The following is a 24,122-nucleotide window of genomic DNA, read 5'->3' as shown; positions in this document are numbered from 1 at the left end:
AATGCTTACGGAAAATGCAACGTTAAGCATTCAAGGTACCGCATCCGACATCGACAAGGATAACGTAGTTACAGTAAAGTACCAAGTTAATAAAGGAACGGCAAGGGCGCTGCAATCGGGGGTATCCAACGGTAGCACGCCTATTTCTTTTGCTAAAACGCTAACATTTAAGAGCAAGCGCCTCTACGACGGTACAACCGATATAACAGGCTCTGACCTAGCCCAAGACACCGATTACACCTTAATTGTTTGGGCGGAAGATGACCAAGGCGGTAAATCAACTGAGATTACGCGCAAGTTCGAGTTGTTCACAATCGCCCTCCTGTTAAGCGGTCAAAATGAAGACCTTGGCACACTTAGTTCTGTCCCTTCAAAGAAATACACGGTAACAGAGCCAGAGGGTGACACGTTTACCATCACGGAGAAAATCAATGGTAAGGCAATCCGCACATTCGCTGGAACTGACAAAATGGAAAATACGTTGACTATCCCACTGGACATGTGGCTGCGGCTCTCTTTAACAGAAGCCCACACATTAACGATCGAGGCAACCGATAGTAAAGGCTTGAAGTCGACTAGGACGTTTACTTTCCATCGATCAGCCGACAAGATAGCATTCTCTCTAAAGAAACCTTTTGATACCACTATCGCTGCTAAACGTATTCTTATAACGATTGATGCAACGGTTCCTCCTGGTGCAGATTATAAAGTCGAGGTGTGTAACAATGCGTTTGACGAGTCGCCTACGTGGGAAGACGCAACTAACCATGTCAAATTCAACCGAGGCTTCATCTTCACCAACAAGGAAAAAACAGCAGAAAAATGGGGCGTTAGTGTGCGCTTTGTTTTTGTTAAAGGAGTCGCAACTGAGCCTGTGATTGTAAAAGGATTCGGAGGTGCATTCGATTGATTTTAATAAAACCTATGGATTTGGGCGAAATGGAGCAAGAGCGTGAGAAAGGCAAAATCTCGCCAGAGTTAATAGAAGCCTATGAAGCTATTGCTCAGTTACAAGAGATGGTAACTAGAATGGAAGCCAAAATAAAAACACTAGAAGGAGCGAAGTAGAAATGGTTAAAGCGTATATGATTCCTGTGTACAGCCTATTGGTAAAAGTCGGTCGCAGAGAAATTGAATCTTTACCGGACATTTATAGGGTTCCCGTAGCAGAGTATTTAGCTGAACAAACTGAATCATAAAACGCCTTTTCTGATCCGGAGAGGGCGTTTTTTCATGGGGAGCTGCGGCTCCCTATTTTATTTACCCTAAGGGGTGAGGAGGCATGATATATGCGATTTACTTGGGAGCTACCTTCTTTTATAAAAGCGGAGAACGGCGTTGTGGCTGTGCTAGGGGCCACGATCCTCCCTTATGTAGATTTTCTATACGGTTCCGATCGTCACAAAATACTTAACGCGCTATTTTTCTTAATAGCACTCGATTGGTTTTCAGGTATTGCGGCTGCTATGAGGGATCAAACCTTTTCATCTGACTACGGGATAAGGAAAGGGATACCACGTACTTTAATTGTTTTACTCCTTCCTATAGCAGCTAACCTTATGGACGAAGCAATGCAAACGCCTGGTTTTCTTTTCTACGGTGTTACATTTGGGTTGATCTATCACACATGGGTAAGCTTTACGGCCAACGTTGCTAGAGCTGGATTTGAAAGGCTTATTCCCTCATCCATTTTGAAGTTCGTAGGCTCAGAACTAAAAGCAAAAGCTGAGCGATCACAGAGACACAAGGAGGGGAAATGATGGAGATGACTACTGATATCGCTACATTAGCCGCAATCGTTGCGGCGCTTACTGGTGTGGCTAAAGGGTTTGGGGTTCCGAACAAATTCGCTCCATTAGTCGCTATGGCTTTTTCGTCTCTATTTGTATTTCTTCCAAACGGAGAATTAAAAACTAATTTACTAACAGCGGTGGTCGTTGGATTAACGGCTGCGGGAGCTTATAGCTATGCAAAAACAGACAACGGAGGGAACAAGCAATGAAACCACAGGATTTTATCAATAAGATAGCGCCTAGTGCTGTAGCAGACATGAAGAAAACAAAGATACCTGCGTCTCTTACGATCGCTCAGGCAATCCTGGAATCAGCTTGGGGCGAGAGTGGGCTAACCAAGAGAGGCAACAACCTCTTTGGCATCAAAGGAACAGGTCCGGCAGGTGTCTGCGCTATGCCCACAAAGGAGAATTACAACGGTAAATGGACAACTATTACAGCTAATTTCAGAGCTTACAACAATTGGGGAGAGTCTATTGCAGACCATTCCAAACTAATTCTGAACGGTACAAAAGACAAGCCTACGCGCTATCATGGAGTGCTTGGAGCTGATTATAAGACTGCTTGCCATGCTATCCATAAGGGCGGATATGCTACTGATCCGAATTATCCAGGTAAGCTAATAGGATTAATTGAAAAGTACGATCTAGCTAAATATGACAAGGAGGAACCAACAGTGAAACCAGAGGTAGCGAACGAAATTATTAGCCATTTACAAGGACAATGGGCTTTTTACAATCAAATGGGGATGAAGGATGAAGCTGAACGAATCGGTGTACTGGCAAATGAGCTTCGAGTGGCAAGTGGACAAAGGAAACAGAATAATCACTAGATTATGAACGTGTCAGGTAAAACTGACACGTTTTATTTTTTGCCTAAAAATGAACGTGTATTTCTGGTTATGGAGGGGCTGATATCATATTTTATAACATGGGTTGTATAATTAATTCCCAATTTACTGAATATTGTTTACTTTGGGCGGAATTAATGGTATTATTTTTATATAAAGGAAAACATTATACATATGGAGGGTATTATGAAGCTCATTAAAAAGGCAACATTTGGAGTTCTAGCAATGTCATTATTAGCAATCGCTGCACCAGCATCACAAGCAGGGGCATTTTATTGTAAACCTTCTGGATACAACCAACCCCAGTATTGTTTAGATGAGACAGATTTATATAATGATCCATCACCTAACCCTAAAGGAGGCGGGGGATATAAAGTCCCTTAAGGGACTGACCCCCGTTTTTGGGACAGGGATAAAACACTTTATTTGCTAAGCAACCAGTTGCCGAAACTCAATCGGTGACTGGTTGCTTAGTTTCGTTTGATTACAAAAATATACGGAAATTTAATGCATTTGCTAGAAAACGCCGTATAGTATCTTTTTCCCTATTTAAACAACTTACCAATCACCTTAAATATATCAAACGTAGTCTTGTTATAAGCTTTATTATAAGCATACCTCTTAGGATTTCTGAGCCATCCCCAACCTCTTGGCATCTTCAATCCAGCTCGATGTACTAACTGTCTTTTTAGGCTTGTCCTAGCTGCTATACGTTTCTTTAAACTCGGTTTCCGCATTCCAAACTTCATAGCAACCACCCTTTTATTTTATCTAGTTAGTAATGCAAAAGCCTTCTGACAGAAATTAGAACCTTGAACTATATAAAATGATCTCTATTCAGTTTAGTAAAAGTTATAGCATATTTTGAACGATTATCTCTCATTTATATAATAAAAAATTGCTATAATTACAAATTTTTGGTTTTAACAATTTACTTATTTTTTGTTAAATGGTATATTTTAACTGTAATTATATTAATTTAAATGGAGGTTTATATTATGAAAAAATTTGCTCCAGTGTTAGCCGCCGTTGCTGTTTTGTTTTCAGTCGCTCCTGCATCTTCGTTTGCTGCTCATCAGGTTTCAGCAGTTCAAAAAGCTCAAAAAAATTACACTTTGGAAATTAAGACCTCTGAATCTACAGATGCAGGAACTGACTCAAATATTAAAGTTACTATCAGGGGATCGAAAGGTTCTTTTACGAAAGAGATAAATGGTACTTTTGAACAAGGAGATCTTGAAACGTTCTATCTTTCTGGAACAGATGTTGGGGAAATACGGTCCCTAACTTTGATTAGTGATGGAAAAGGTTGGAAATCCGATTGGGAAGTAGAATATGTCATACTTAATGGTCTAAAGAAAACGGTTAATGCTTGGGTAAGTCTTAATGGAAAAGCAGGTAGTTTAGATATTCCTTTATCAAATAAATAAGTCATAAAAAAACAGAAAAGCTCTCTGGCGGAAATTAAACCGTTGGAGGGCTATTTTTGTTGGTAAACATGTAATTTTACCCATTGCATATTTTCCTCATCATAAAATAAAACAAGAACATACATTCGTATTTAAGTAGATGTTTTGATGGCTAGCAAATTCTTGATCCACTTGTAACAAAATTCATCTTGCCAGAACATGCAGAAATGTTACGTCAGTATCATGAGGATAAGAAGCTGATCGAGAAGCCGATCATTGAAGAGGATGAGCTGGCCGAGTTTTTCTACAGGATATCTGACTCACGTCAGTATGACTACGCCCTTACGATTAGCTGGTGGAAAGAGACAAAAGAGGGTAGAGGAGTAATTGAATCCGCCTGGGGATGGGTAGATAGGTTTGATTCTCAATTTAAACAGATTAAGCTAAAGAACGATAAGGATTTCTGGTGGATTCCTGTTGAGGATGTAGTGAAGATAGGGAAATAAACTACTCTTAATTAGTTTCATTCGTCCGGTCGTTTGGTAAAAGAAATAGTAAATGATAAAACTAAATCATCGTCAACATTTGAAACCTCAGCGCATACACTTTCTCAAATTCGACATGAAGGTGGAAGTTATATGGGGAAAGTAGTAAGCGCGGCATCTGTTATCCCACTTGATGAAATGGAGGAAGCTTGGTATGGATTGATTGAATTTAATAGCTTCAAAGCAATTTTTGTCTTTTTAGATGCAAACATTTTTGAAAAAGGTAGCTTCTTACTATGGGAATTATCTTTTTTAACGTGCCAAAAAATAATAATGTCAATAATCTTCGACATAGGTAACTGTGGCAACATCCAAAAAAAGGAAGAGATGGAGTTATTAGCTATTTACAGAGGCAATGGGCTTTCTATAATCAAATGGGATGAAGGATAAGACCATAAGGATTTGACAATTGGTAGATGAGTTGAGAGTTGCTCGTGGACAAGAGAAAGTTAATAAGGAATAGTAATATCCCTCTCTCGGATATCCATTGGGGGTATGTTCATTTTAAAAACTCAATTTGTTTTACTTTCCAGTAACCTCCATCGGAATCCTCTGTCTCTACCACTGGTTTAAAAAAATCAATAACAATCGGGTCCCGATCGAGTGTAAGCTTAAAAGCGTGCGCTTTTTTATTTATCTACATAAAAACCAGGATAATAGAACAAAAAACCGTAGATTACTCTAACGGTTTTTTTGATCAAGAATATTATTTACAATCAGCACTTCGGTATAGAACAGTTGAAGAGCCATCTGGATGATTAGTTATGCTAAACATTTCTAAATAGACTTTGCCTACCTTAATAATATGAGGGGGTTGTACACCAGATGGATAATCTCTTTCTTCTTCTACGCAAGCAGCAAGAGTACCTATTGATGATTCTTTTGAACTTCTTGCGTCAGCAGATGTGGTGCCGAAAGAAGTAGCTAAAACAGTTACAAGGGCAACTAATAGTAAAGATTTTTTCATATAAACTCCCCTTTATGATTATAAAATGGTAATACAATACAAATATACTATTTATTATAAAAAATGTAAATACATAGATTTGTAATTTTCAGATTTTTCATTTTAATCTTATGTCCATTTCTAACAATTGCCTAATTTCCTCATCATCAAACAAAAAAGGAACATACATTTGTGTTTTTATTCATCTTGCCAGAGCATACAGAAATGTTACGTCAGTTTCATGAAGATAAGAAACTGATTGAGACGCCGATCATTGAAGATTGACGAGCTAGCCGAGTTTTGCTACAGGATATCTGACTTGTGACAGTACTTACTTTTCTTAAATTACTTTAAAGATATTTTTTTCCATTTGCGAATTTTAGTTCTGAAATTCGTAAATGGAGCAACTGTATTGATATGCACCCATTTCCAAACAGGCCACATTGCTTTTGTTGTGGCCCATTTTCTTTGTTCTGGTTGGAATAATTCTGCTTCAGTAAGATCATTTATCCAATCGACTAGCTTTCGGACTAATTTTGTCAATTCTTCTTCCTGCTGTTTTAAGGTTAAAGCACCGTATTGCTCATAAAAAGATTGATAAAGTTTACCTAAGTTATTCCATTTGTAGTCTGGAGTGGGCGTTTGTACGTCAAGTCCACTTTGCTCGTCTTTTTCCCACGATAACAATAAGTTGATCCACCCCAATTGATAAGAAAGGATTTCAGAAGGAGATTTATCCACTTCAGAGATATGTTTATCTCTCAACTCTTCAGGAATCACCTTAAATTCTTCAATAAACTTTTTATAGGCTTTATCGATTGATTCAATTAATTCTTCAGCATTAGAGTACTGCTGCATAGTTCTTTCACACCTTTACTTTTACTACCTTCAGTATATGATAGAATGGTATCAAAACCTGATACCCATTAGGAGCTTTTTATGAAAAAAGACGGGCGACTCATTCAAGAAATAATCTATCTCTTTGAGTTATAAATAAGATAAGGGAGCTTACTGACTCAGAAATGGAAGAAATGAGTTATTGTATAAGTGCCAACGCTAAAAGGGCTTGAGAGATAGCAAAACTTAAAAACGTATCTTTGGTTGCCAGCTTAACAAGCGATACAGAGTGTCGGCATGAGCTATTTCAAAATCAGAAAAAATACAAGGATGAAATAAAAATGAAGGAAATCGTTTCCTAAGATAAAAGAAAACGATTTTTTCTTTTGTTACCTATTAATAAAAAATAGGTTATTTAAACTGTATATTATAGAAGATTTCATTTGAGATAATGATGTCGAATGCTATTATGTTAGGCAATGTGTTATGTTTGGCTGGGTTCTTGGATAGGTACCCAATTAGCACAGAGAGGGAGCGATACTGATGCTATTGAATAGTATAGGAGTAGCATTAGGTGGTTGTCTTGGGGCCATGTCTCGTTACGGAATCAGTTTTCTGATCAATCAACGTTATAAAGGAATGTTCCCATTAGCGACCTGCTGTATTAATATTTTGGGGTGTTTTTTATTAGGGGTACTAACAAGTTCTTCCTTAGCTCCATTTTTTATCGTAATGGCAGGCACAGGTTTTATGGGGGCTTTTACGACATTTTCTACATGTAAGTGGGAGAGCTATTCATTATTTACATCAAAACGTTACCAGATAGGATTCATCTACTTGCTTATTAGCTATTCTGTGGGAATTTTATCTGCTGCACTAGGGATGCTGCTCGGGGTACATTTGTGATTTTTAAGATTGTCCTTGGAATTGCTTTTTCATTTTGATAAGATAAATATTCGTTTGATGAAAAGGAGGTTAGTCATGTGACCATTCATCATCCTGCATATAAGGAAGAACAAGATCGGCTGGAAAAAACAGTACATACGATTGAAAAGGAGATTGGACAGCTCCGAGAGGATTTGCGAGAGGCAACGGACGATTATGTCAAACAAGTAGTCAATTCCTCGAAAGCTAGGGATCTCTTTCATTTGGAAAGTTCTGTAAATAAGCCTTACTTTGGTCGAGTAGATTTCATGAAAGACGAAACCTATGAAATGGATTCCGTATATATAGGAAAGCGTGGGATTGTAGAACGCGATACAATGGATAGTGTTGTAGTAGATTGGCGTGCACCTATCGCTAGCCTTTATTATAGCGGGGAGAGCAAGGATGCTTTTTACCGAACATTACAGGGAATTGTACGGGGAGAAGTAAAGCTTAAGCGGAATTTTGCTATAGAAGATGGTCGGATTACAGGTATTTATGATGGTGCGTTAAAAGAGACGATCAATCGCGAAATCGGGGCGCCAGAGGATTTTCTGGAAGAAGGCTATATTGATGAATTCTTAGCTTCCAGTCTGAATCAAAATAACGATAGTCGATTAAAGGATATCGTTGCTACCATTCAAACAGAACAGAATGATATCATACGTGCAGAAAAAGATCGGGCTATTGTGGTCCAAGGGGTAGCAGGAAGCGGAAAGACTACGATTGCATTACACCGCCTTTCCTATTTGATTTATAATTATCAGCATTTGATTGCATCCAAGAAATTTATGGTATTTGCTCCTAATAAGCTGTTTTTAACATATATTTCGGATGTATTACCCGAATTAGGTGTGGAGGATGTACAACAAGCCACTTTCTCAGAGTGGGCTGCCAAACAGGTAAAAGTACTTTTACCAAAAGGCTGGCGAATTGTTGATCCGAGCAAGCCATTGTTGCTTTTCTTTGAAGACGATGCTAGTAAGCAGGTACAGAAGCGTCAAACGTGGAATCGGATGTCTTTTAAGGGTTCCGTTCATTGTCGAAATATGCTAGATAAGTATATGGATTACTTACTGCATGAGCTGATTACTTATAAGGATTTACGATTTATTTATAACAAGACAAAGCATGTGTTTGAAATGAAAAAGGCGGATATTCGCCAGTTGTTTATTAATGAATTTGCTCATTTGCCCTATCACCGCAGAATAGAAGCCTTAGCTAAGCATGTTAAACAACAAATGACCCAGCAATTGTTTACACATTTACGAGAAGCAAAAATCGATTTGGATAAGCCAAGCTTATTGCGATTCGAGAAGAAAATGGATGAATTGCTCGCTTTGTATTTAGGGAAGTGGCCAGAGATAGATGCTTTTACTGTGTATTCTCAGCTTCTGCAGGATTGGGAGCTTTTACGAAAGCTTACTAGTGAGGATATTTCAGATGAATGGTTGCAGGATGTCGTGGAGACTTCAAAAGCAATCATAGAGGAAGAGCGTATAGAAGCAGAAGACCTTGCTCCCATTTTATATCTACGTCATCTGCTGGAAGGAAGCGGGAAGGAAGCTCCTTTTGATCATACGGTAATTGATGAGGCGCAAGATTTGAGCTATCTAGAGATTTTAGTGCTTTCTTTACATACGAAAAATGAATCAATGACAATCGTAGGGGATTTGGCACAAGGGATTCATGCGTACCGTGGATTAGATAGCTGGCAGCCAGTTTTACGAAATATCTTCAAAAAGAAAACAGACTTTTATACGTTAGAGCAGAGCTATCGTTCGACAGTTGAAATTATGAATTGGTCTAATGAGGTTTTACAGGGCACTCAATTGCCGGAAATTACTGAGGCAAAGCCGGTGTTGCGTCATGGTGAAGAACCGTTATTTTTACGGGCGAAGAATCAGAGCAACATGCTTGAGGATATTAAAAAGCGGGTTGAAAAGTCATTAGCGTGTGGTCATCAAACGGTGGCGATTGTCACTAAAACCATACATGAGAGTAAAAAAATTGCTAAAGCCTTAAAAGAAAAGGGTCTTGAGCTCCACCATCTAGGTGTGAAAGATAAGGAATTTCCAGGTGGAGTAACCGTTCTGCCCGCTTATCTAACGAAAGGGCTGCAATTTGATGTAGTAATCGTCCTACACGTAGATGATGAACATTACAAAGAGAATGTGATGGATGCCAAGTTACTTTATGTCACCATGTCACGACCTGTCCATCAACTTCTGCTATATATTCAAGGGGATGCTAAGGTGACTCCATGGCTAAAGACAAAAGCAGCTGCGATACAAGAGCTATGATATGAAAAATCATTCAGAAGATTAGATGTACACTTGATACAACTAATCGCCAAATGGGGATGGCATACTCAGAAAGCTGATAAAACCAAAGTCAGTAACGTTTCCAAAAGGAAGAAAAACAAATGAAAACCATGAGGCTTTGCCAGAATGAACAAGTAAGATATGACCCATTCCGGTAATGCAATCATGGTTTTTTCTTTAGTGAAGCTGACTTATGCTTTAGAGATGATCACTTGTTCTACTACTTCGATATTTGGATGGAGTGATTGAATAATGGTGCAGTTAGGAGGTACCAAGCGCAAGGCCTTATCCAGCTTTTCCTGCACAAGGTCTGAACCAGTAATAGTATAAATGAGACTTATCTTCGTCAAAGGATTCGGGGCATTCTCGCTTTGAACGGCATCTACATGGAGAGTAAGCGAGTTGTATGAGATGCGTTTTTTTTCTAGGATGCGCGTAAAGACGATTTGGCTACACCCCGCAATGGCAGAAACTAGCAAATCAATCGGTTTAAAGCCTTGCTGACGGTCACTAGAGATGGTTAAATTTCCATAGGGTAGCGTTGTTTGCAAGTTTTGATTCGTCTGAGTAAATTGCATGGTCCTTCCTCCTGTTTCGAAAATGGAGAAACCACGAAGAAGAGTGTTCCTCGTGGTTTCTCTTGAAGGCAAATAATATGTAGAATATGATTTGATTCATACAAATTAATCAGGTAGAAGTATTAGTGATCTCCTGTATTGCCCTTGCTTGGATTGGTTACTACAAAGCCTTCCTCTGGAATAAACAGATAATCTATTACAACGCCATCTAGTAATTCCTCGGAGGTTTGGAGGAGGACATCGATATCTTTATCAGTAGATACAACGGTATCCTTCTCTGATGGTTTGTCCAAAGTCATTCCATAATGAGCGTGGTTACCGTGTTTATGTGTGATGTATACGCGAAGCTTTGCATCTTTATCAGTTTCCTGAGCCATGATTTCATTGATTTTTTTTGCCGCATTGCGAGTAATTTTTGCTTTCATCGTCGAGGACTCCTTACCTTGTTAGGATGTGTTCATCATAACAAACTTACCTTCCATGTGGCAAACCTCTTACGCACTTTTGCGTGAACATCTTGAATGTAGTGAATGGTTATATTTTAAAAGGAAAAATGAGGAACAAAAAACGGAAAATATGAATATTGGGTTGCCGATATGAACCTGGCAACCCAAGCTAGCTCGTTTTTAATAAAATGCTCCAGGCCAATCGTACCAACCTAGTGAAGATAAATAAGCATCTGTAAATGCATCTTCTTCACGAGGAAGGTAGGACAATTCGTGCTCATCTACAAATAACAACTCACTCGGCTCTGCATGACGATGTGGATCGTATTTCATGGAGAAAAGCCTCCCTTCACAGTACTAGTCTGTCCCATTTTTAAAGGAAATACGATTTTAAAACTTTTTTCAAAAAGGTATTGAATATCAAAAAGGTTCATGATATACTCAATCTTGTTGTGAAGCAAATGATATTTTAGTTGCTGAAATGCCGGTGTAGCTCAATTGGTAGAGCACCTGACTTGTAATCAGGGGGTTGTGGGTTCAAGTCCTATCGCCGGCACCATTTTTATGGGGAGATAGTGAAGTGGCTAAACACGGCAGACTGTAAATCTGCTCCCTCAGGGTTCGGCGGTTCGAATCCGTCTCTCCCCACCATACTTGTAATGAAAGCACTTTGACTGTTAGTCAGGGTGCTTTTTTTATATTAGCAAGGATTCGTGTTTCAATTATTTGATGGAATTGCTTCAAATACAATTATATTATGACACATGAATATCTGTATGTTATCCTATCATTGAGAACGAGACCTATTTTTTAGTTCGTCAAGGAAAGATAGAAGGAAGGTCCTCTTTTGCAAAATCTCGTTCCACAGTTCTTCTTCGTGCGATTAAATGAAAGCTCTGTTTGTCATACTAGAAAAGAGGAACTAATGAAACTGGGGTGGATACGTGATTTCACAACAAGATATTATGAAGATGAAGCAACAGATGATTCGGGAAGTCAGTAAGCTTGTTACTATTGTATTAGCAGACTCACAACAAGTGGCTGGCGAAATTTCGGAAGCAACCGATGAGGAGATTCGCTTATCTGATGGGCGAAGCTACAGGTATGAAAATATCCGAGAAATTAATGGCTTATAAAAATGAAAGCGTTAACAATCGGATAAGAAAGAGCCGAAAATATTTTATAGGAAGCTACGATGTCTTAGTAGTCCCATCACCCTGTATTTCTTAAAGCTAAAAAGGGGGCAGAAACACCCCCTGTCATAGTTTATAGACCTGAGATTGGAAAGAAGTAGGTTAATGCATCAGGTAGCACACGTTGCCAAAAGCCCCATACATGGTCGCCGTGATCCTCAATATAGGAGGTACGTGCTTGCTTTTGATCCAAAACAGACTTCATTCTTCGGTTGTAGTCTAAGAAATCGTAAGTGCCTGTACTGGTTTCGACTTGTAGCTCTTCCAAACCTACGATCATCCACATATTCATCCAGGATAGGTCAGTTTCTTTTTTCGCTTCATCAATAGAGGCATCAAAGAATGCTCCTGATAAAGAGATGATTTTGTGGAATAGATGAGGGTAATCAAGAGCTAGATGGAACGAAACTGTACCACCAAGGGAGTCGCCGGCTAGAATGCGGCTATCAGGGTCTTGGCGAATTGGATATTTGTTTTCAATATAGGGGACCAGTTCCTCTGCGAAGAAGCGTTTGTACCCAGGGTTTCTTTCCCCAACATGTGAGTATTCACTGGTGCGTTTGCTTCGTTCGTTTGAGACGCCGACAATAATCATAGGCTCCATGCCTTCTTCAAGAATAAGGCGGTTAGCAATTGTAGCGATTCGACCCATCGTAAAGAACTCGTTTCCATCCTGACAATAGATGATCGGGTAGGAAAGCATGTCATTGTAACCCGGGGGTAAATATACTTTTACTTGGCGTGGTGCATCTAGGTACTTGCTGGTAAGTTCTTCTTTGATGATGGTTCGTTTTAGGATGTCTGACATCGAATGAAAACCTCCCGACAATTATTATATCGTTTTAACAAATTGTAATTAAGGTCTTGCAAAAAAATGATACAGAACTTATCATTGATAATAACAGGAACAAGTAAACCCCTGTAATGACTATATTATAACACAAAAAACAGAGTCATGAACTGAAATATAACAGTTGAAATAACTTTTATATGGTTCATATATACAGGGCTTTCGTATCTTCCGAAAAATGTAATTTTACTCCAAACAAAACTCCGTTAATGAGGTGAGCTAAATGACTGTATCTACTGCTGTAGAACATATCGGTCACAATGAGCCATTGCAAATTCTGGCTCCGGATGGAACTGTTGTCAATCCTGAAATGATGCCTAAGCTTTCTGATGAAGAGCTTCGTGAAATTATGCGTCGCATGGTTTTCACTCGTGTTTGGGACCAACGTGCAATTAGTTTGCAACGTCAAGGTCGTCTTGGCTTCGTAGCTCCAGTTTCTGGGCAAGAGGCTACTATGGTAGGTTCTGAATTTGCTTTGAGCAAAGAAGACTTTATCCTACCAAGCTACCGTGACCTTCCACAAATGGTATGGCATGGTGTTCCTATGTACCAAGTATTCTTGTGGTCCCGCGGTCACATCGAAGGTGGACGTTACCCTGAGGGTGTAAACGTATTGATGCCACAAATTATCATTGCGGCACAATGTACACAAGCTACTGGTGTAGCAATGGGCTTTAAGCTTCGCGGAGAGAAGAAAGTAGCAATCAACTACTTCGGTGATGGTGCAACTTCTCAAGGTGATTTCTATGAAGCTATGAACTATGCTGGTGTATACAACCTACCAGTTATCTTCTTTAACCAAAACAATGGTTATGCAATCTCCCTGCCGTTTGCTAAGCAAACAAAATCCGAAAACATCGCTGTTAAATCCGTAGCAGCTGGTATTTCTAGCGCTCGTATTGATGGTATGGACGTTCTTGCAGTTGTAAAAGCAACTCAAGTTGCAAGAGAACGCGGTATTAACGGTGGAGGAGCTACATTGATCGAAGCTCTTACATACCGTTTCGGTCCTCACTCCATGTCTGGTGATGATCCAACTCGTTACCGTACTGGGGAAGAGCAATCCGAATGGGAACAAAAAGATCCATTAATTCGTTTCCGTAAGTTCCTAGAAGCAAAAGGTCTATGGAGCGAGCAAGATGAAGAGGCAGTAATCGAAGAGGCAAAAGCCCATGTTGCTGAGCAAATCAAGAAAGCTGACGAAACAGCAAAAATGAAAGTTTCTGAGCTTATTGATGTGATGTTCGAGACTTTGCCTCCACACCTAGAAGAACAAAAAGCAGAATATCTGGCAAAGGAGTCGAAGTAAGCCATGGCAAATTTGACAATGATTCAAGCCATTACTGATGCGATGCGTATTGAATTGGCACGCGACCCTCAAGTTCTAGTTTTTGGGGAAGACGTGGGTAATAATGGCGGTGTATTCCGTGCAACAGAAAATCTGCAAAAAGAGTTTGGCGAAGATCGCGTATTCGATACACCGCTAGCTGAATCTGGATTCGGCGGATTGGCAGTAGGTCTTGGTGTCAACGGATTCCGTCCAGTTGTTGAGATTCAATTCTTTGGTTTCGTTTTTGAAACGATTGATGCGATCGTAACTCAAGCTGCTCGTATGCGTTACCGTTCTGGTGGAAATTTCACTAGCCCAATCGTATTCCGCTCTCCATTTGGTGGTGGCGTAAAAACCCCTGAGTTGCATTCTGACTCACTAGAAGGTATCTTCCTTCAAACACCAGGTGTGAAAGTAGTAATCCCATCTAATCCTTACGATGCAAAAGGTCTATTGATCTCCGCGATTCGCGATAACGATCCGGTAATCTTCCTTGAGCATATGAAACTATATCGCTCCTTCCGTCAAGAAGTACCAGAAGGCGAATATACAATCCCATTGGGTAAAGCAAACATCGTTCGTGAGGGTACAGATGTAACGATCATCACTTACGGTGCAATGGTTCAAACAAGCATGAAAGCTGCGGAAGAATTAGAAAAACAAGGTAAAAGCGCTGAAGTTATCGACTTGCGCACCCTTTCTCCATTAGATATGGAAACAATCCTTGCTTCCGTACAAAAAACAAATCGTGCAATCGTTGTGCAAGAAGCACAACGCACTGCCGGTGTCGCTGCTGAAATCATCGCGCAAATCAACGAAAAAGCTATCTTACATCTAGAAGCGCCTGTTCTTCGTATCGCACCTCCAGATTCCGTGTTCCCGTTTGCACAAGCAGAAGATGTTTGGCTGCCTGATGTAAAAGGTGTTATTGACGGCGTGAACCGCGTATTGGAGTTCTAAGATTCGTATAATCAATGGCGGAAAGTAAGCTTTCCGCCTTCTTTTCTCGAAATCGATAGGAGGGAATTATAGTGGCACGATTTGAATATAAACTTCCGGAAACCGGTGAAGGTATCCACGAAGGCGAAATTGCAAAGTGGCATGTTGCTGTAGGAGATACAATTGAAGAGGATCAAGTTATCCTAGAAGTACAAAATGATAAATCCATGGTAGAACTACCATCTCCTGTTGCAGGTAAAGTAGTTGAGATCAATGTGAGTGAAGGTACTGTTTCTACAGTAGGTGACACACTATGTGTTATTGAAGTAGAAGGTGCATTGCCTGAAGGTGCAGATCATGGACATGGTGGCGAAAGCGCAGCACCTGCTCAAGAAGCTCCTAAAGCTACTGAAGCACCAGCGGCGGCTGCAGAACCAGCTGTTGCTCAAGGTGGAGCTCCAATTGATCGCAAGCAAGTACTTGCTACTCCTTCCGTGCGTAAATATGCTCGTGAAAAGAACATCGATTTGGCGCTTGTACCAGGTACAGGCGGTAAAGTTGGTCGAATTACCAAAGCTGATGTAGATGCATATCTTGCTGGTGGGGCTACAGCACCTGCTCAAGCAGCAGCACCAGCGGCGGCTGCAGCACCAACTGCTTCTCAAGCAGCAGCAGCTACACCTACACAACACTACGCTCCACAAGCTTTCGAATTAGAAGAGCGCGTACCTTTGAAAGGTATCCGTAAAGCTATTTCTAAAGCGATGGTTAAATCTAAATACACAGCTCCACACGTTACTTTGTTTGACGAAGTAGACGTTACTGGCTTGGTTAACCTACGTAAAGAAGGTAAACCACTAGCTATGGAACAAGGAATTAAATTAACTTACCTTCCATTCATTGTGAAAGCAGTAGTGGCTGGTTTGAAAAAATTCCCAATCCTTAACACTTCTATGGATGATGAAACACAAGAAATCATCTTCAAAAAGTACTATAATATTGGTATTGCAACATCTACAGAAGACGGCTTGCTCGTACCTGTAGTTAAAGGCGCAGATCATAAATCCATCTTCGAAATCTCTGCTGAGATTAACGAATTAGCTGGTAAAGCTCGTGACCGTAAAGCAACTGCCGATGAAATGAAAGGTTCTACTTTCAGCATCACAAACATCGGTTCTGCTGGTGGAATGTTCTTCACTCCAGTGATCAACCATCCTGAAGTAGCTATTTTGGGTGTAGGTCGCATTGAAGAGAAACCAGTAGTGAAAAACGGTGAGATTGTTGTTGCACCAGTCTTAGCGTTGTCTCTAAGCTTTGACCACCGTATAATCGATGGAGATCCAGCGCAACGTTTCATGAACTATATCAAAAAGCTTCTGGAGAACCCAACACTATTGGTTATGGAGGGATAACAACATGGTAGTAGGAGAATTCGTAGAAGAAATTGACGTAGTAGTCATCGGGGCAGGTCCTGGTGGTTATGTCGCAGCAATCCGCGCAGCTCAATTGGGGAAAAGCGTAGTTGTAGTAGAACGTGCTAACGTAGGTGGCGTATGCTTGAACGTGGGTTGTATCCCATCAAAAGCTCTTATCCATGCTTCTCACGTTTATGAAAATGCACAGCATGGCGCTAGCATGGGTATTACCATGGAAAACGTAAAAGTTGACTATGCGAAGGTACAAGAATGGAAAAGCGGCATCGTGAAACAATTGACTGGCGGGGTTGCTTCCTTGTTCAAAGGAAACAAAATACGTCTAGTTTCTGGGGAAGCGTTCTTCTTGTCTGAGAATGAAATCAGCGTTTATAACGATAATGAGTCCCTTAAATTCAAGTTCAACAATGCGATTATCGCAACCGGTTCTCGTCCGTTCGAACTTCCAGCGTTTAAATGGAGCAAGCGAGTATTGTCCTCTACTGAGGTATTAAGTCTTGGCGAAATTCCAAAACGCATGGTAGTTATCGGCGGTGGATACATCGGGGTTGAACTAGGTACAGTTCTTGCTAAATTTGGCACAGAACTTACAATCCTTGAGGGTGCAGACCATATCCTACCTGGATTTGAACAAGACATGACTCGTCTAGTTGAACGTCGTTTGAAAAAACACAACGTGAAAATTCATACCAAAGCTCTTGCAAAAGGTGTGGAAGAATCAGAAAACGGTGTAGTCGTAAAAGCAGAAGTTAAAGGTGAAGAAATGTCCTTTGAAGCTGATTACGTACTAGTTACTGTTGGCCGTAAGCCTAACACAAATGATATCGGTCTTGAAGCAATCGGCGTGAAAATGAACGAGCGCGGATTGATCGAAGTAGATAAACAAGGTCGTACAAGTCTACCACACATCTACGCGATTGGTGACATTGTTCCAGGTCTTGCGCTAGCTCACAAAGCTTCTTATGAAGGTAAAGTGGCTGCTGAAGCAATTGCGGGACATGCGGCTGAAGTGGATTACAAGTGCATTCCTTCTGTTGTATTCTCCGATCCAGAAATGTCCAGTGTGGGTATCTCTGAAAGAGAAGCAAAAGAACAAGGTCTAGATGTAGTTGTAGGTCGTTTCCCTTATGCTGCTAACGGACGTGCTCTATCTGTTAATGCCGGCGAAGGATTTGCAAAAATCATTGCTGACAAAGAAACAGGAGTAGTTCTAGGTGCACAATTCGTTGGGGAAGATGCTTCTAACATCGTATCTGAAGTAGCTTTGGCTATTGAGATGGGTGCTACATTAGAAGATATCGAGCTAACTATCCATGCTCACCCAACTTTGGGCGAAGTAACATTGGAAGCTGCGGAAATGGCGCTTGGTCGTCCGATCCACGTAGTGGTAAAATAATTGCTTTCTATAAAAAAAGGTTGCTGGTTTATTTCAGCAACCTTTTTTCTTTACTCGTAAAAGAAGATCATATTAGCTTACAAGAAAAAGACAAGAGGGTGTACAGCATTACTGTGTAATACAAGCTAATAAAAGATCTCAGGTATACATTTTAGAGCCAGAGCGTTTAAACTCTTCTGCCTTTTGAGAAAGTCCTGTTTCAATGAGAGAATCTTCAAGACTTGCTGTACTTTTATCTGCCAATGGACTGTTATCAACCATTCCTTTTAACTCATGACTAATTTTCATACTGCAAAATTTCGGCCCACACATCGAGCAAAAATGTGCTGTTTTAGCTGGTTCAGCGGGAAGGGCTTCATCATGATAATCGCGTGCTCGCTCGGGATCTAATGATAAATGAAATTGATCGTGCCAGCGAAATTCAAATCGTGCTTTTGACATCGCATCATCCCATGCTTGAGCAAGGGGATGACCTTTTGCTAGATCGGCGGCATGCGCTGCGATTTTATAGGCGATGACCCCTTCTTTTACATCATGCTTATTCGGCAGTCCTAAATGTTCTTTCGGTGTTACATAGCATAGCATCGCAGTACCAAACCAGCCAATCATAGCAGCACCAATGGCAGAGGTAATGTGATCATATCCGGGGGCAATATCGGTTGTAAGCGGCCCTAACGTATAGAAGGGAGCCTCCTGACAAATATCCTGCTGAATGTCTACGTTTTCTTTAATCTTGTGCATAGGAACATGTCCCGGCCCTTCGATCATGACCTGAACATCATACTCCCAGGCAATTTTCGTTAGTTCACCCAAGGTTTCTAATTCCGCCATTTGAGCAGCATCATTGGCATCCGCAATGGACCCCGGCCGCAGACCATCCCCTAAGGAGAGTGAGATATCGTAAGCACTTGCAATTTCACAAATCTCACGGAAATGTGTATACAAGAAATTCTCCTGATGATAGGTAAGACACCAAGAGGCCATAATGGAACCTCCTCGCGAAACGATTCCTGTCACGCGGTTCATGGTAAGGGGGATGTAACGAAGCAAAAGTCCAGCATGTACTGTGAAATAGTCCACACCTTGTTCTGCTTGCTCGATTAACGTATCCCGGTATAATTCCCAGGATAAATTCTCTGGTTGTCCTCCCGCTTTCTCCAAAGCTTGATACAATGGTACAGTTCCGACTGGTACAGGAGCATTCCGTAAAATCCATTCACGTGTCGTGTGAATATTTTTACCGGTCGATAAATCCATGATGGTATCCGCTCCCCAGCGAATTGCCCAGACCATTTTTTCAACCTCATCTTCTATGGAGGAAAGAACAGCCGAATTTCCAATATTAGCGTTTATTTTTACCAAAAATTGCTTTCCAATAAGCATAGGCTCAAGCTCAGGGTGATTTATATTAGCCGGCAATATGGCGCGTCCACTGGCAATTTCTTGACGTACTACCTCTGGCTTTATTCCCTCACGTATCGCTGCGAATTCCATTTCAGGTGTAATGATGCCTTTACGTGCATAATGCAGCTGAGTGACGCGTTTTCCTTTACGTGCTCGCAGAGATGGACGATTTTCAAATTCTTGAACAGGAAGCGGGTTAGCGGCCTTTGATTTTGTAGGGGCAAGATTTTTGGAGACTCCATATGTTTCTGTGTCCTTCCGTTCTAAAATCCAAGGAGAGCGGAGTGGTGCAAGACCTTTGCTTAGATCAATCGTTTCAAACAGTGTTTCATCTGTGTAGGGTCCGCTCGTATCATACACTTGCAAAGGAGCATTTGGAGTAACGCGCCCTTGTTGATCAACAGTAGGGGAAAGCATAATTTCACGAAACGGAACTAGTAGATCAGGCCTTGAGCCTGTCACATATCTCTTGCGACTTGCTGGAAAAAAAGACGGAGTTGATAAAATAGACATTGCTATACCTCCCAACATCATTTGGCAACTAGCAAGGGACGGTAGGAGCGACAAACTAAAAAAGAGCCATACAGCAAAGGCTGACGGCTCTTATCCATACAAAATAAACATGCTGAAATAAACGAAGTCATTCGTATGGGATCGTTTCCTACGCTGGCATTATCCAGATCAGGTTTCACGGTCGGTAGCAGAGTTCTCCACCCTCTCAGCCTGGCTTCATCCAAGCTCCCGTATCCATATGTAGTTGCCCTTTTACCATATCATATGGGAAAATGTGGGTCAATAGGACTGATGGACGTTACGTGTGGGACAAATAAACAAAACCGCCAATCCGGCCAAGGACAAGCGGTTTGTTAGCAGAGGATTATCCTTCACGTGTTTTAACTTGACGGGAATGATTCTTTTGCTTTACCTTTTTGGTTCCTGGTAAAGGTTTCCCGGTTTGTTCTAAGCCTTGAAATTGGTTATTATATGTTTGATGCGGATTTTCTACTAAGAAATCATCTTTTGCCATCCTTATCAGCTCCTTCGTGATTAGTATGGGAGGGAAATTGGTATCGCATGCACAGGGAAGTGTTTGTAACGCTGTGAATTATAGTTAAACAGGAGAGGACAGATTTTCATGAAAAAAAGATCGATGTTTATGGCAGTGCTAGCTAGCTTATTACTTGTAACAGGCTGTAGTGGAAATCAATCAAATACTACGCCTACAGAACAAGCCCAAGATATAAAGGTTAATCAGATTGATCTCACAGCTGAGCTCAAGTTTACAGAGCAAGCTACGATTGGGAAAACGACACTAGCCCAGATGGAAAAAATATATGGTCCCGCTGTAGAAAAAAAGACCATTAAAAGTAATTTTCGTACCAATTTAAAAGAAGAGAATGGACCAAATCCAGAAGTAGAGCAAGAAGTAGCTTTTATCAAGATCAACCCACTAACAGGGGCAAAATGGAATAAAGCCTACCCCTTATATTTTACCAAAACGGCTAATCCTACATTAGTAGCTGCCCAAGTGATGTTAAAACGTGGAGATTTGATGAAAAATCTTGAGACTGGAAAGCAACTAACTCTAGAGGATATCAAAAAGGTATATGGAGCGCCAACACGCGACCTAGGAAGAGTTCTGGAGTATTATGATTTCAAAAATAAAGCTGTTCTGCATGTCATTTTAACGGATAATAATCAAATTTCTACTATGCTAACCCATTATGGATTGTTGTATGCGGACAAGCAAGAGGATATGATTGAGAATGAAAATATCATTAAGCGTTTGAGTCAGGAACAAGGATCAGCATCTAAGTAAAAACGGCCAGAAGCCTTTATAAGAGTCTTACCCTATAAAGCCGTGGCGAATGGAGGGATCATCATGCCAACCTTGATTGCACCCGTATTTAATACCATAACAGATAAACCACTTCGTATACAGCTTAGTGAGGATTTCTTTCTGGTATCCGGCTTTGAGCCCTTGTATAAGATTTGTCATGAGCGCTTGCGTCCACAGATGAACGAGAATCGGCTTCATTTTGAAGAGAAGGTAAAACCAAACTCATTGTTTCTCTATGCAGAGTATCCTACCTTAAAAGTAAAAGAGGATCGTCCTTTTATAGCTGAAATAGAGAATCGCTTAAACATGGCGAATGGCGAAGGGGTTTGTTCGATCCCTTATCTATTAACAATGGAAGAAAATCGGTATGGGATTAATTATGTAAAACGCTCATTAGATGGTCCTAAGTTTATCTATACCGATCAAATAGAGGGATTGTTCAAGCGTCTCATGAATGCAGATATCTCGTTTCCAACCGTTCCGTATCGTAGATATTTATTAGCTTTAGAAAAGAAATCGTTGGAGGATGAGTTATTAGATTTATGGATTGCTTTGGAGTCCTTGTTTGTACCAGATGGTAAAAAGGGAGAGATTACGTACAAGGTACGAACAAGAATTGCTTATTATCTGGGGCAAACACCTGAAGAAAGGATTAGGATTGCCAATTTTATTAAAAGCTCCTACAACCATCGTTCTGAAGTGGTTCATAGCGGTAAGGATTTAGGTAATACAATCAAAGAAGAAATACAGATATTACGTCAGATTGCCAGAGCTACCCTTATTAATTTAGCTTTAGAAAAAACCAAACTACAAAAGCTGAGGGAACAACTAGACAATTTGGTGTTAACAGGCAGAACGTACAAGGAGGAGTTTTCACCTGCTTATTTTGAGCATATTGTCTTGCCTTAGAATGAAATAAAGTGGATAAATAGCAGGGGAATCCTTCCTAAATAAGAAAAGCAGCTACTCTTTTTTCCAGGAGTGGCTGCTTTTTTTGCAAATAAACAAAACGAATAATGACACAGGCTTGCTTTATTAAGATAAATGGTATTTATTACGAATATGATTGATTAAACCAATCGAACCTGCTTCGACTAACTCATACACATAATCAAATCTACCTGTAAAATAGGGATCTTCGACTTCTGTTTCCTTATAAGCGGAAGCATAATCCATCAGTTTGGTAACATTTTTAGCATCTGGAGCAAAAGTACGCAATTTTTCTACGTTGGAATCATCCATGCATACAATATAGTCAAATTGTTGAAAATCAGCAGAACGAATTTGTCTAGCAACAATCGTATCAAAACGAATGTTATGCTTCGTTAATACTAGTTGAGTCCCTTCATGTGGAGGATTTCCAACATGCCAACTGCCAATCGCTGCTGAATCAATTTCAATGAATGGCTCTAGTCCGGCGCGTTGTACATGATGACGAAAAACTGCCTCTGCCATGGGTGATCGACAAATGTTGCCTAGACAAACAAATAACACACGTACCATATGAAAAACCTCCTTATATTGAATTTGTACAAAGCAAAACCTCGGCTATCAAGCTCGCCGAGGTTTTTTGTTTTAACCTTCTCACATGCCTATTCTTAGTATACCATCCATGCGTTTGGTAACCAACGACCACGTGGGTCGCCATTTGCGGATTTTGTGAGAACGTTGCCTTTATCAACCATCATAGAAGAAGTACCGCCGTCCATAGCCATTCCATTTACAGCGCCATATTCTTCGAGCAGATCAGCCATATCTTTCATGCTAGCCCCAATAGAGTGCTTTTGACGACCATCAATCACAATGAACAAGATGGTGCCATCAGCCATCTGGCCTACAGCCGTACGGGGAGCGATTCCCCAGCTAATCGGATCTTTTCCAGCAAAAAGGTTCTTTCCATTTACCACTAATTGAGGTCGAAATGACATAGCATCTCTAATATTCATCTTCAACAGCTCTTTAGAGGTATAACGACCTGTGATTAGCTTGCCGTTATAATCAATTCCAAGCACGGTGTCCCCGCCGGATGGATTGTAATCTTGAAGCAGTTTTCCATCTACGATCACTAGTCCAGCTGCTTGGCTGCCGTACCCCATAAAATTGGGGTCATAAAAGCCGCTTGCATTGACTCCACCAATTGCATTCGTTCGTTCTGAGAATTCACTAATCCATTCACCGCGTGGTTTACCCCGGTTCTTTTTTGCACCGGTTGTTTGAATTAAGTGGACTCGGTTAGGATCAGAAACCTTCATAACGTATCCTTTAAAGTAATGAGCGGGATTGAAGTATTTTTCTACCGGAACAACTTCAGTCAGCTCTTTTTGAACAGACTTTTCTTCTTGCTTTTCTTCTTCTTTTGCAGGCGGAGTAGTTACCTCTGTAGGTGAAACGGAGTTAATCGCTTCGGGATTATTAATCTCCGCACGAAGAGAATTAAGGGCGTCTTCTCCTACCAATGTATATTTAGCCCAACTGGAATGTTGAGTTGTTAACAACGTTCCAGCAAGCCACAACCGTAAGTCGTGGGTTAAATAAAAACCGGCTACTAGTACAACGAAGGTTACAATACTTCCTACTAATAGTTTCTTTTTTCGTTTCGCTTTTCTCTTTTTTGATCTTCGCATGGGTTGCTGATCTTTAGAACTGCGAGTACGGGTTAGTGGTGCCTCTGACATGTATCTCATTCCTATCTAGCTTAATCTGATATTTTTAGGTGTAAGGAGGTAGTTCCATTTATATGACGCGCATGTGGATAAAAGGTTACGACCTTTTTGCATTCCATTAACAGCACTTATTGGATTGGCCCTAATGAAGCGATCAGCATGCTTTCTCTTATTCTGGGTAAACTACATATGGAGGTGAGGTTTATGCGCGAATTTGATAAAGAATTTCAGGAACAAGTAGAAGAGTACAGAAAAAATCCACCGGGTACTCATAACCAGCATAGTGAGACAGACCGCCATGATAAAATGGAAAAACACGAAACACGAGTGGATTCTAACTCCTAATCTGGCTAATCTGATACGTAAGGGCGATGACTCTTTTTGAGAAATCGCCTTTTGCATACATAGATGGTGATGAGAGA

At 40.6% G+C, this 24,122-nt stretch carries 31 protein-coding genes, 2 tRNA genes and 1 riboswitch; of the genes, 22 read left to right on the top strand and 11 right to left on the bottom strand.

Going from position 1 to position 24,122, the window contains the following annotated elements; all coding sequences use genetic code 11:
• Position 1: 1 nt before the first annotated feature.
• The 7 genes from O0550_RS06665 (at position 2) to O0550_RS06635 (ending at position 3,027) form a co-directional block, all read left to right on the top strand.
• Entirely contained in the window at positions 2–910 is a 909-nt protein-coding gene (locus tag O0550_RS06665) for a hypothetical protein (protein ID WP_396125736.1), read from the top strand.
• A complete protein-coding gene (locus O0550_RS06660; RefSeq protein ID WP_003343062.1) occupies positions 907–1,068 on the top strand; it encodes a hypothetical protein in 162 nt (53 codons plus the stop codon). Before O0550_RS06665 ends, O0550_RS06660 begins: the two co-directional genes overlap by 4 nt.
• A 2-nt stretch (positions 1,069–1,070) precedes the next feature.
• Positions 1,071–1,199, top strand: coding sequence for a CD1375 family protein (locus O0550_RS06655; RefSeq protein WP_003343061.1), 129 nt, complete (start codon positions 1,071–1,073; stop codon positions 1,197–1,199).
• A gap of 90 nt (positions 1,200–1,289) precedes the next feature.
• The gene (locus O0550_RS06650) at positions 1,290–1,760 is read left to right on the top strand and encodes a phage holin family protein (RefSeq protein ID WP_003343059.1); all 471 of its coding nucleotides are present in this window, start codon (positions 1,290–1,292) and stop codon (positions 1,758–1,760) included.
• On the top strand, positions 1,757–2,002 hold the full coding sequence (locus tag O0550_RS06645; RefSeq protein ID WP_258425882.1) for a hypothetical protein: 246 nt from the start codon (positions 1,757–1,759) through the stop codon (positions 2,000–2,002). Before O0550_RS06650 ends, O0550_RS06645 begins: the two co-directional genes overlap by 4 nt.
• Positions 1,999–2,625, top strand: a complete 627-nt coding sequence (locus tag O0550_RS06640; protein ID WP_258425881.1) for a glycoside hydrolase family 73 protein — start codon at positions 1,999–2,001, stop codon at positions 2,623–2,625. Before O0550_RS06645 ends, O0550_RS06640 begins: the two co-directional genes overlap by 4 nt.
• 204 nt (positions 2,626–2,829) lie before the next feature.
• Positions 2,830–3,027, top strand: a complete 198-nt coding sequence (locus tag O0550_RS06635; protein ID WP_258425880.1) for a hypothetical protein — start codon at positions 2,830–2,832, stop codon at positions 3,025–3,027.
• Positions 3,028–3,188: 161 nt separating this feature from the next.
• Here the strand turns inward: O0550_RS06635 and O0550_RS06630 are convergent, their stop codons facing one another.
• A complete protein-coding gene (locus tag O0550_RS06630) occupies positions 3,189–3,392 on the bottom strand; it encodes a hypothetical protein (RefSeq protein WP_258425879.1) in 204 nt (67 codons plus the stop codon).
• Positions 3,393–3,641: 249 nt separating this feature from the next.
• Between O0550_RS06630 and O0550_RS06625 the strand changes: the two genes are divergently transcribed.
• From O0550_RS06625 to O0550_RS06615, 3 genes are all read left to right on the top strand, one after another.
• Positions 3,642–4,073, top strand: coding sequence for a PLAT/LH2 domain-containing protein (locus O0550_RS06625; RefSeq protein WP_258425878.1), 432 nt, complete (start codon positions 3,642–3,644; stop codon positions 4,071–4,073).
• A gap of 158 nt (positions 4,074–4,231) precedes the next feature.
• Positions 4,232–4,558, top strand: coding sequence for a YolD-like family protein (locus O0550_RS06620; protein WP_268900747.1), 327 nt, complete (start codon positions 4,232–4,234; stop codon positions 4,556–4,558).
• 132 nt (positions 4,559–4,690) lie between these two features.
• Positions 4,691–4,987: a hypothetical protein gene (locus tag O0550_RS06615; protein WP_258425876.1), complete on the top strand. Its 297-nt coding sequence runs from the start codon at positions 4,691–4,693 to the stop codon at positions 4,985–4,987.
• Between the two features lie 316 nt (positions 4,988–5,303).
• Here O0550_RS06615 and O0550_RS06610 read toward each other — a convergent pair whose 3' ends face one another.
• The gene (locus tag O0550_RS06610; RefSeq protein ID WP_101668532.1) at positions 5,304–5,564 is read right to left on the bottom strand and encodes a hypothetical protein; all 261 of its coding nucleotides are present in this window, start codon (positions 5,562–5,564) and stop codon (positions 5,304–5,306) included.
• Positions 5,565–5,888: 324 nt separating this feature from the next.
• Positions 5,889–6,401, bottom strand: a complete 513-nt coding sequence (locus tag O0550_RS06605; RefSeq protein ID WP_181749346.1) for a ClbS/DfsB family four-helix bundle protein — start codon at positions 6,399–6,401, stop codon at positions 5,889–5,891.
• Positions 6,402–6,923: 522 nt separating this feature from the next.
• Here O0550_RS06605 and O0550_RS06600 point away from each other — a divergent pair.
• On the top strand, positions 6,924–7,286 hold the full coding sequence (locus tag O0550_RS06600; RefSeq protein WP_258425875.1) for a fluoride efflux transporter FluC: 363 nt from the start codon (positions 6,924–6,926) through the stop codon (positions 7,284–7,286).
• A 77-nt stretch (positions 7,287–7,363) separates the two neighbouring features.
• Positions 7,364–9,607 carry a HelD family protein gene (locus tag O0550_RS06595; protein WP_258425874.1) on the top strand — a complete coding sequence of 748 codons (2,244 nt, stop codon included), beginning with the start codon at positions 7,364–7,366 and terminating at the stop codon, positions 9,605–9,607.
• Positions 9,608–9,819: 212 nt separating this feature from the next.
• On the opposite strand, the gene O0550_RS06590 is transcribed toward O0550_RS06595, so the two are convergent.
• From O0550_RS06590 to O0550_RS06580, 3 genes are all read right to left on the bottom strand, one after another.
• A complete protein-coding gene (locus O0550_RS06590; RefSeq protein ID WP_068794228.1) occupies positions 9,820–10,206 on the bottom strand; it encodes an OsmC family protein in 387 nt (128 codons plus the stop codon).
• Between the two features lie 122 nt (positions 10,207–10,328).
• Positions 10,329–10,631 carry a HesB/IscA family protein gene (locus tag O0550_RS06585; protein ID WP_003335903.1) on the bottom strand — a complete coding sequence of 101 codons (303 nt, stop codon included), beginning with the start codon at positions 10,629–10,631 and terminating at the stop codon, positions 10,329–10,331.
• 201 nt (positions 10,632–10,832) lie between these two features.
• The gene (locus O0550_RS06580; RefSeq protein WP_258425873.1) at positions 10,833–10,985 is read right to left on the bottom strand and encodes a hypothetical protein; all 153 of its coding nucleotides are present in this window, start codon (positions 10,983–10,985) and stop codon (positions 10,833–10,835) included.
• 150 nt (positions 10,986–11,135) lie between these two features.
• Here O0550_RS06580 and O0550_RS06575 point away from each other — a divergent pair.
• From O0550_RS06575 to O0550_RS06565, 3 genes are all read left to right on the top strand, one after another.
• Positions 11,136–11,211, top strand: a tRNA-Thr gene (locus O0550_RS06575).
• Positions 11,212–11,218: 7 nt separating this feature from the next.
• A tRNA-Tyr gene (locus tag O0550_RS06570) sits at positions 11,219–11,303 on the top strand.
• Between the two features lie 293 nt (positions 11,304–11,596).
• Complete coding sequence (locus O0550_RS06565) at positions 11,597–11,788, top strand: hypothetical protein (protein ID WP_096886783.1); 192 nt, start codon at positions 11,597–11,599, stop codon at positions 11,786–11,788.
• A 130-nt stretch (positions 11,789–11,918) separates the two neighbouring features.
• On the opposite strand, the gene O0550_RS06560 is transcribed toward O0550_RS06565, so the two are convergent.
• Complete coding sequence (locus O0550_RS06560) at positions 11,919–12,653, bottom strand: alpha/beta hydrolase (protein ID WP_258425872.1); 735 nt, start codon at positions 12,651–12,653, stop codon at positions 11,919–11,921.
• Positions 12,654–12,918: 265 nt separating this feature from the next.
• Here O0550_RS06560 and pdhA point away from each other — a divergent pair, with 265 nt between their 5' ends.
• The 4 genes from pdhA (at position 12,919) to lpdA (ending at position 17,793) form a co-directional block, all read left to right on the top strand.
• Positions 12,919–14,004, top strand: a complete 1,086-nt coding sequence (gene pdhA / locus O0550_RS06555; RefSeq protein WP_003335907.1) for a pyruvate dehydrogenase (acetyl-transferring) E1 component subunit alpha — start codon at positions 12,919–12,921, stop codon at positions 14,002–14,004.
• Between the two features lie 3 nt (positions 14,005–14,007).
• Entirely contained in the window at positions 14,008–14,985 is a 978-nt protein-coding gene (locus O0550_RS06550) for an alpha-ketoacid dehydrogenase subunit beta (protein WP_003335908.1), read from the top strand.
• A 71-nt stretch (positions 14,986–15,056) separates the two neighbouring features.
• Positions 15,057–16,376, top strand: a complete 1,320-nt coding sequence (locus O0550_RS06545; protein WP_258425871.1) for a dihydrolipoamide acetyltransferase family protein — start codon at positions 15,057–15,059, stop codon at positions 16,374–16,376.
• A gap of 4 nt (positions 16,377–16,380) precedes the next feature.
• Complete coding sequence (gene lpdA / locus O0550_RS06540; RefSeq protein ID WP_003340672.1) at positions 16,381–17,793, top strand: dihydrolipoyl dehydrogenase; 1,413 nt, start codon at positions 16,381–16,383, stop codon at positions 17,791–17,793.
• Positions 17,794–17,931: 138 nt separating this feature from the next.
• Here lpdA and thiC read toward each other — a convergent pair whose 3' ends face one another.
• Positions 17,932–19,710, bottom strand: a complete 1,779-nt coding sequence (gene thiC, locus O0550_RS06535) for a phosphomethylpyrimidine synthase ThiC (protein WP_096886782.1) — start codon at positions 19,708–19,710, stop codon at positions 17,932–17,934.
• Between the two features lie 125 nt (positions 19,711–19,835).
• Positions 19,836–19,952: riboswitch (TPP riboswitch) on the bottom strand.
• A gap of 122 nt (positions 19,953–20,074) precedes the next feature.
• The gene (locus O0550_RS06530; protein WP_003335914.1) at positions 20,075–20,224 is read right to left on the bottom strand and encodes a hypothetical protein; all 150 of its coding nucleotides are present in this window, start codon (positions 20,222–20,224) and stop codon (positions 20,075–20,077) included.
• A 108-nt stretch (positions 20,225–20,332) separates the two neighbouring features.
• On the opposite strand from O0550_RS06530, the gene O0550_RS06525 reads away from it, so the two are divergent.
• Positions 20,333–21,016, top strand: a complete 684-nt coding sequence (locus O0550_RS06525) for a peptidylprolyl isomerase (RefSeq protein ID WP_022586242.1) — start codon at positions 20,333–20,335, stop codon at positions 21,014–21,016.
• Positions 21,017–21,079: 63 nt separating this feature from the next.
• Positions 21,080–21,946, top strand: a complete 867-nt coding sequence (locus O0550_RS06520; protein WP_003335916.1) for a HEPN domain-containing protein — start codon at positions 21,080–21,082, stop codon at positions 21,944–21,946.
• Positions 21,947–22,072: 126 nt separating this feature from the next.
• On the opposite strand, the gene O0550_RS06515 is transcribed toward O0550_RS06520, so the two are convergent.
• The gene (locus O0550_RS06515) at positions 22,073–22,540 is read right to left on the bottom strand and encodes a low molecular weight protein-tyrosine-phosphatase (protein ID WP_258425870.1); all 468 of its coding nucleotides are present in this window, start codon (positions 22,538–22,540) and stop codon (positions 22,073–22,075) included.
• Between the two features lie 95 nt (positions 22,541–22,635).
• The gene (locus O0550_RS06510; RefSeq protein WP_258425869.1) at positions 22,636–23,712 is read right to left on the bottom strand and encodes a phosphodiester glycosidase family protein; all 1,077 of its coding nucleotides are present in this window, start codon (positions 23,710–23,712) and stop codon (positions 22,636–22,638) included.
• Positions 23,713–23,904: 192 nt separating this feature from the next.
• Here O0550_RS06510 and O0550_RS06505 point away from each other — a divergent pair, with 192 nt between their 5' ends.
• Positions 23,905–24,045: a hypothetical protein gene (locus tag O0550_RS06505; protein WP_003340661.1), complete on the top strand. Its 141-nt coding sequence runs from the start codon at positions 23,905–23,907 to the stop codon at positions 24,043–24,045.
• The last annotated feature ends 77 nt before the right edge of the window (positions 24,046–24,122 follow it).

Origin of the sequence: Brevibacillus halotolerans, from assembly GCF_026891775.1 — a bacterium.
Taxonomy (GTDB): Bacteria; Bacillota; Bacilli; order Brevibacillales; family Brevibacillaceae; genus Brevibacillus_B; species Brevibacillus_B halotolerans.
Note: the sequence above shows the minus strand (reverse complement) of the source record. Positions and strands in the feature narration are given on the sequence as shown.

Excerpts from the sequence above, each read along its gene's own strand:
- O0550_RS06665 (WP_396125736.1), top strand. The coding sequence starts at position 2 with ATGCTTACGGAAAATGCAACGTTAAGCATTCAAGGTACCGCATCCGAC.
- O0550_RS06655 (WP_003343061.1), top strand. The coding sequence starts at position 1,071 with ATGGTTAAAGCGTATATGATTCCTGTGTACAGCCTATTGGTAAAAGTC.
- O0550_RS06650 (WP_003343059.1), top strand. The coding sequence starts at position 1,290 with ATGCGATTTACTTGGGAGCTACCTTCTTTTATAAAAGCGGAGAACGGC.
- O0550_RS06645 (WP_258425882.1), top strand. The coding sequence starts at position 1,757 with ATGATGGAGATGACTACTGATATCGCTACATTAGCCGCAATCGTTGCG.
- O0550_RS06640 (WP_258425881.1), top strand. The coding sequence starts at position 1,999 with ATGAAACCACAGGATTTTATCAATAAGATAGCGCCTAGTGCTGTAGCA.
- O0550_RS06635 (WP_258425880.1), top strand. The coding sequence starts at position 2,830 with ATGAAGCTCATTAAAAAGGCAACATTTGGAGTTCTAGCAATGTCATTA.
- O0550_RS06630 (WP_258425879.1), bottom strand. The coding sequence starts at position 3,392 with ATGAAGTTTGGAATGCGGAAACCGAGTTTAAAGAAACGTATAGCAGCT.
- O0550_RS06625 (WP_258425878.1), top strand. The coding sequence starts at position 3,642 with ATGAAAAAATTTGCTCCAGTGTTAGCCGCCGTTGCTGTTTTGTTTTCA.
- O0550_RS06615 (WP_258425876.1), top strand. The coding sequence starts at position 4,691 with ATGGGGAAAGTAGTAAGCGCGGCATCTGTTATCCCACTTGATGAAATG.
- O0550_RS06610 (WP_101668532.1), bottom strand. The coding sequence starts at position 5,564 with ATGAAAAAATCTTTACTATTAGTTGCCCTTGTAACTGTTTTAGCTACT.
- O0550_RS06605 (WP_181749346.1), bottom strand. The coding sequence starts at position 6,401 with ATGCAGCAGTACTCTAATGCTGAAGAATTAATTGAATCAATCGATAAA.
- O0550_RS06600 (WP_258425875.1), top strand. The coding sequence starts at position 6,924 with ATGCTATTGAATAGTATAGGAGTAGCATTAGGTGGTTGTCTTGGGGCC.
- O0550_RS06590 (WP_068794228.1), bottom strand. The coding sequence starts at position 10,206 with ATGCAATTTACTCAGACGAATCAAAACTTGCAAACAACGCTACCCTAT.
- O0550_RS06585 (WP_003335903.1), bottom strand. The coding sequence starts at position 10,631 with ATGAAAGCAAAAATTACTCGCAATGCGGCAAAAAAAATCAATGAAATC.
- O0550_RS06580 (WP_258425873.1), bottom strand. The coding sequence starts at position 10,985 with ATGAAATACGATCCACATCGTCATGCAGAGCCGAGTGAGTTGTTATTT.
- O0550_RS06560 (WP_258425872.1), bottom strand. The coding sequence starts at position 12,653 with ATGTCAGACATCCTAAAACGAACCATCATCAAAGAAGAACTTACCAGC.
- pdhA (WP_003335907.1), top strand. The coding sequence starts at position 12,919 with ATGACTGTATCTACTGCTGTAGAACATATCGGTCACAATGAGCCATTG.
- O0550_RS06550 (WP_003335908.1), top strand. The coding sequence starts at position 14,008 with ATGGCAAATTTGACAATGATTCAAGCCATTACTGATGCGATGCGTATT.
- lpdA (WP_003340672.1), top strand. The coding sequence starts at position 16,381 with ATGGTAGTAGGAGAATTCGTAGAAGAAATTGACGTAGTAGTCATCGGG.
- thiC (WP_096886782.1), bottom strand. The coding sequence starts at position 19,710 with ATGTCTATTTTATCAACTCCGTCTTTTTTTCCAGCAAGTCGCAAGAGA.
- O0550_RS06530 (WP_003335914.1), bottom strand. The coding sequence starts at position 20,224 with ATGGCAAAAGATGATTTCTTAGTAGAAAATCCGCATCAAACATATAAT.
- O0550_RS06525 (WP_022586242.1), top strand. The coding sequence starts at position 20,333 with ATGAAAAAAAGATCGATGTTTATGGCAGTGCTAGCTAGCTTATTACTT.
- O0550_RS06520 (WP_003335916.1), top strand. The coding sequence starts at position 21,080 with ATGCCAACCTTGATTGCACCCGTATTTAATACCATAACAGATAAACCA.
- O0550_RS06515 (WP_258425870.1), bottom strand. The coding sequence starts at position 22,540 with ATGGTACGTGTGTTATTTGTTTGTCTAGGCAACATTTGTCGATCACCC.
- O0550_RS06510 (WP_258425869.1), bottom strand. The coding sequence starts at position 23,712 with ATGTCAGAGGCACCACTAACCCGTACTCGCAGTTCTAAAGATCAGCAA.
- O0550_RS06505 (WP_003340661.1), top strand. The coding sequence starts at position 23,905 with ATGCGCGAATTTGATAAAGAATTTCAGGAACAAGTAGAAGAGTACAGA.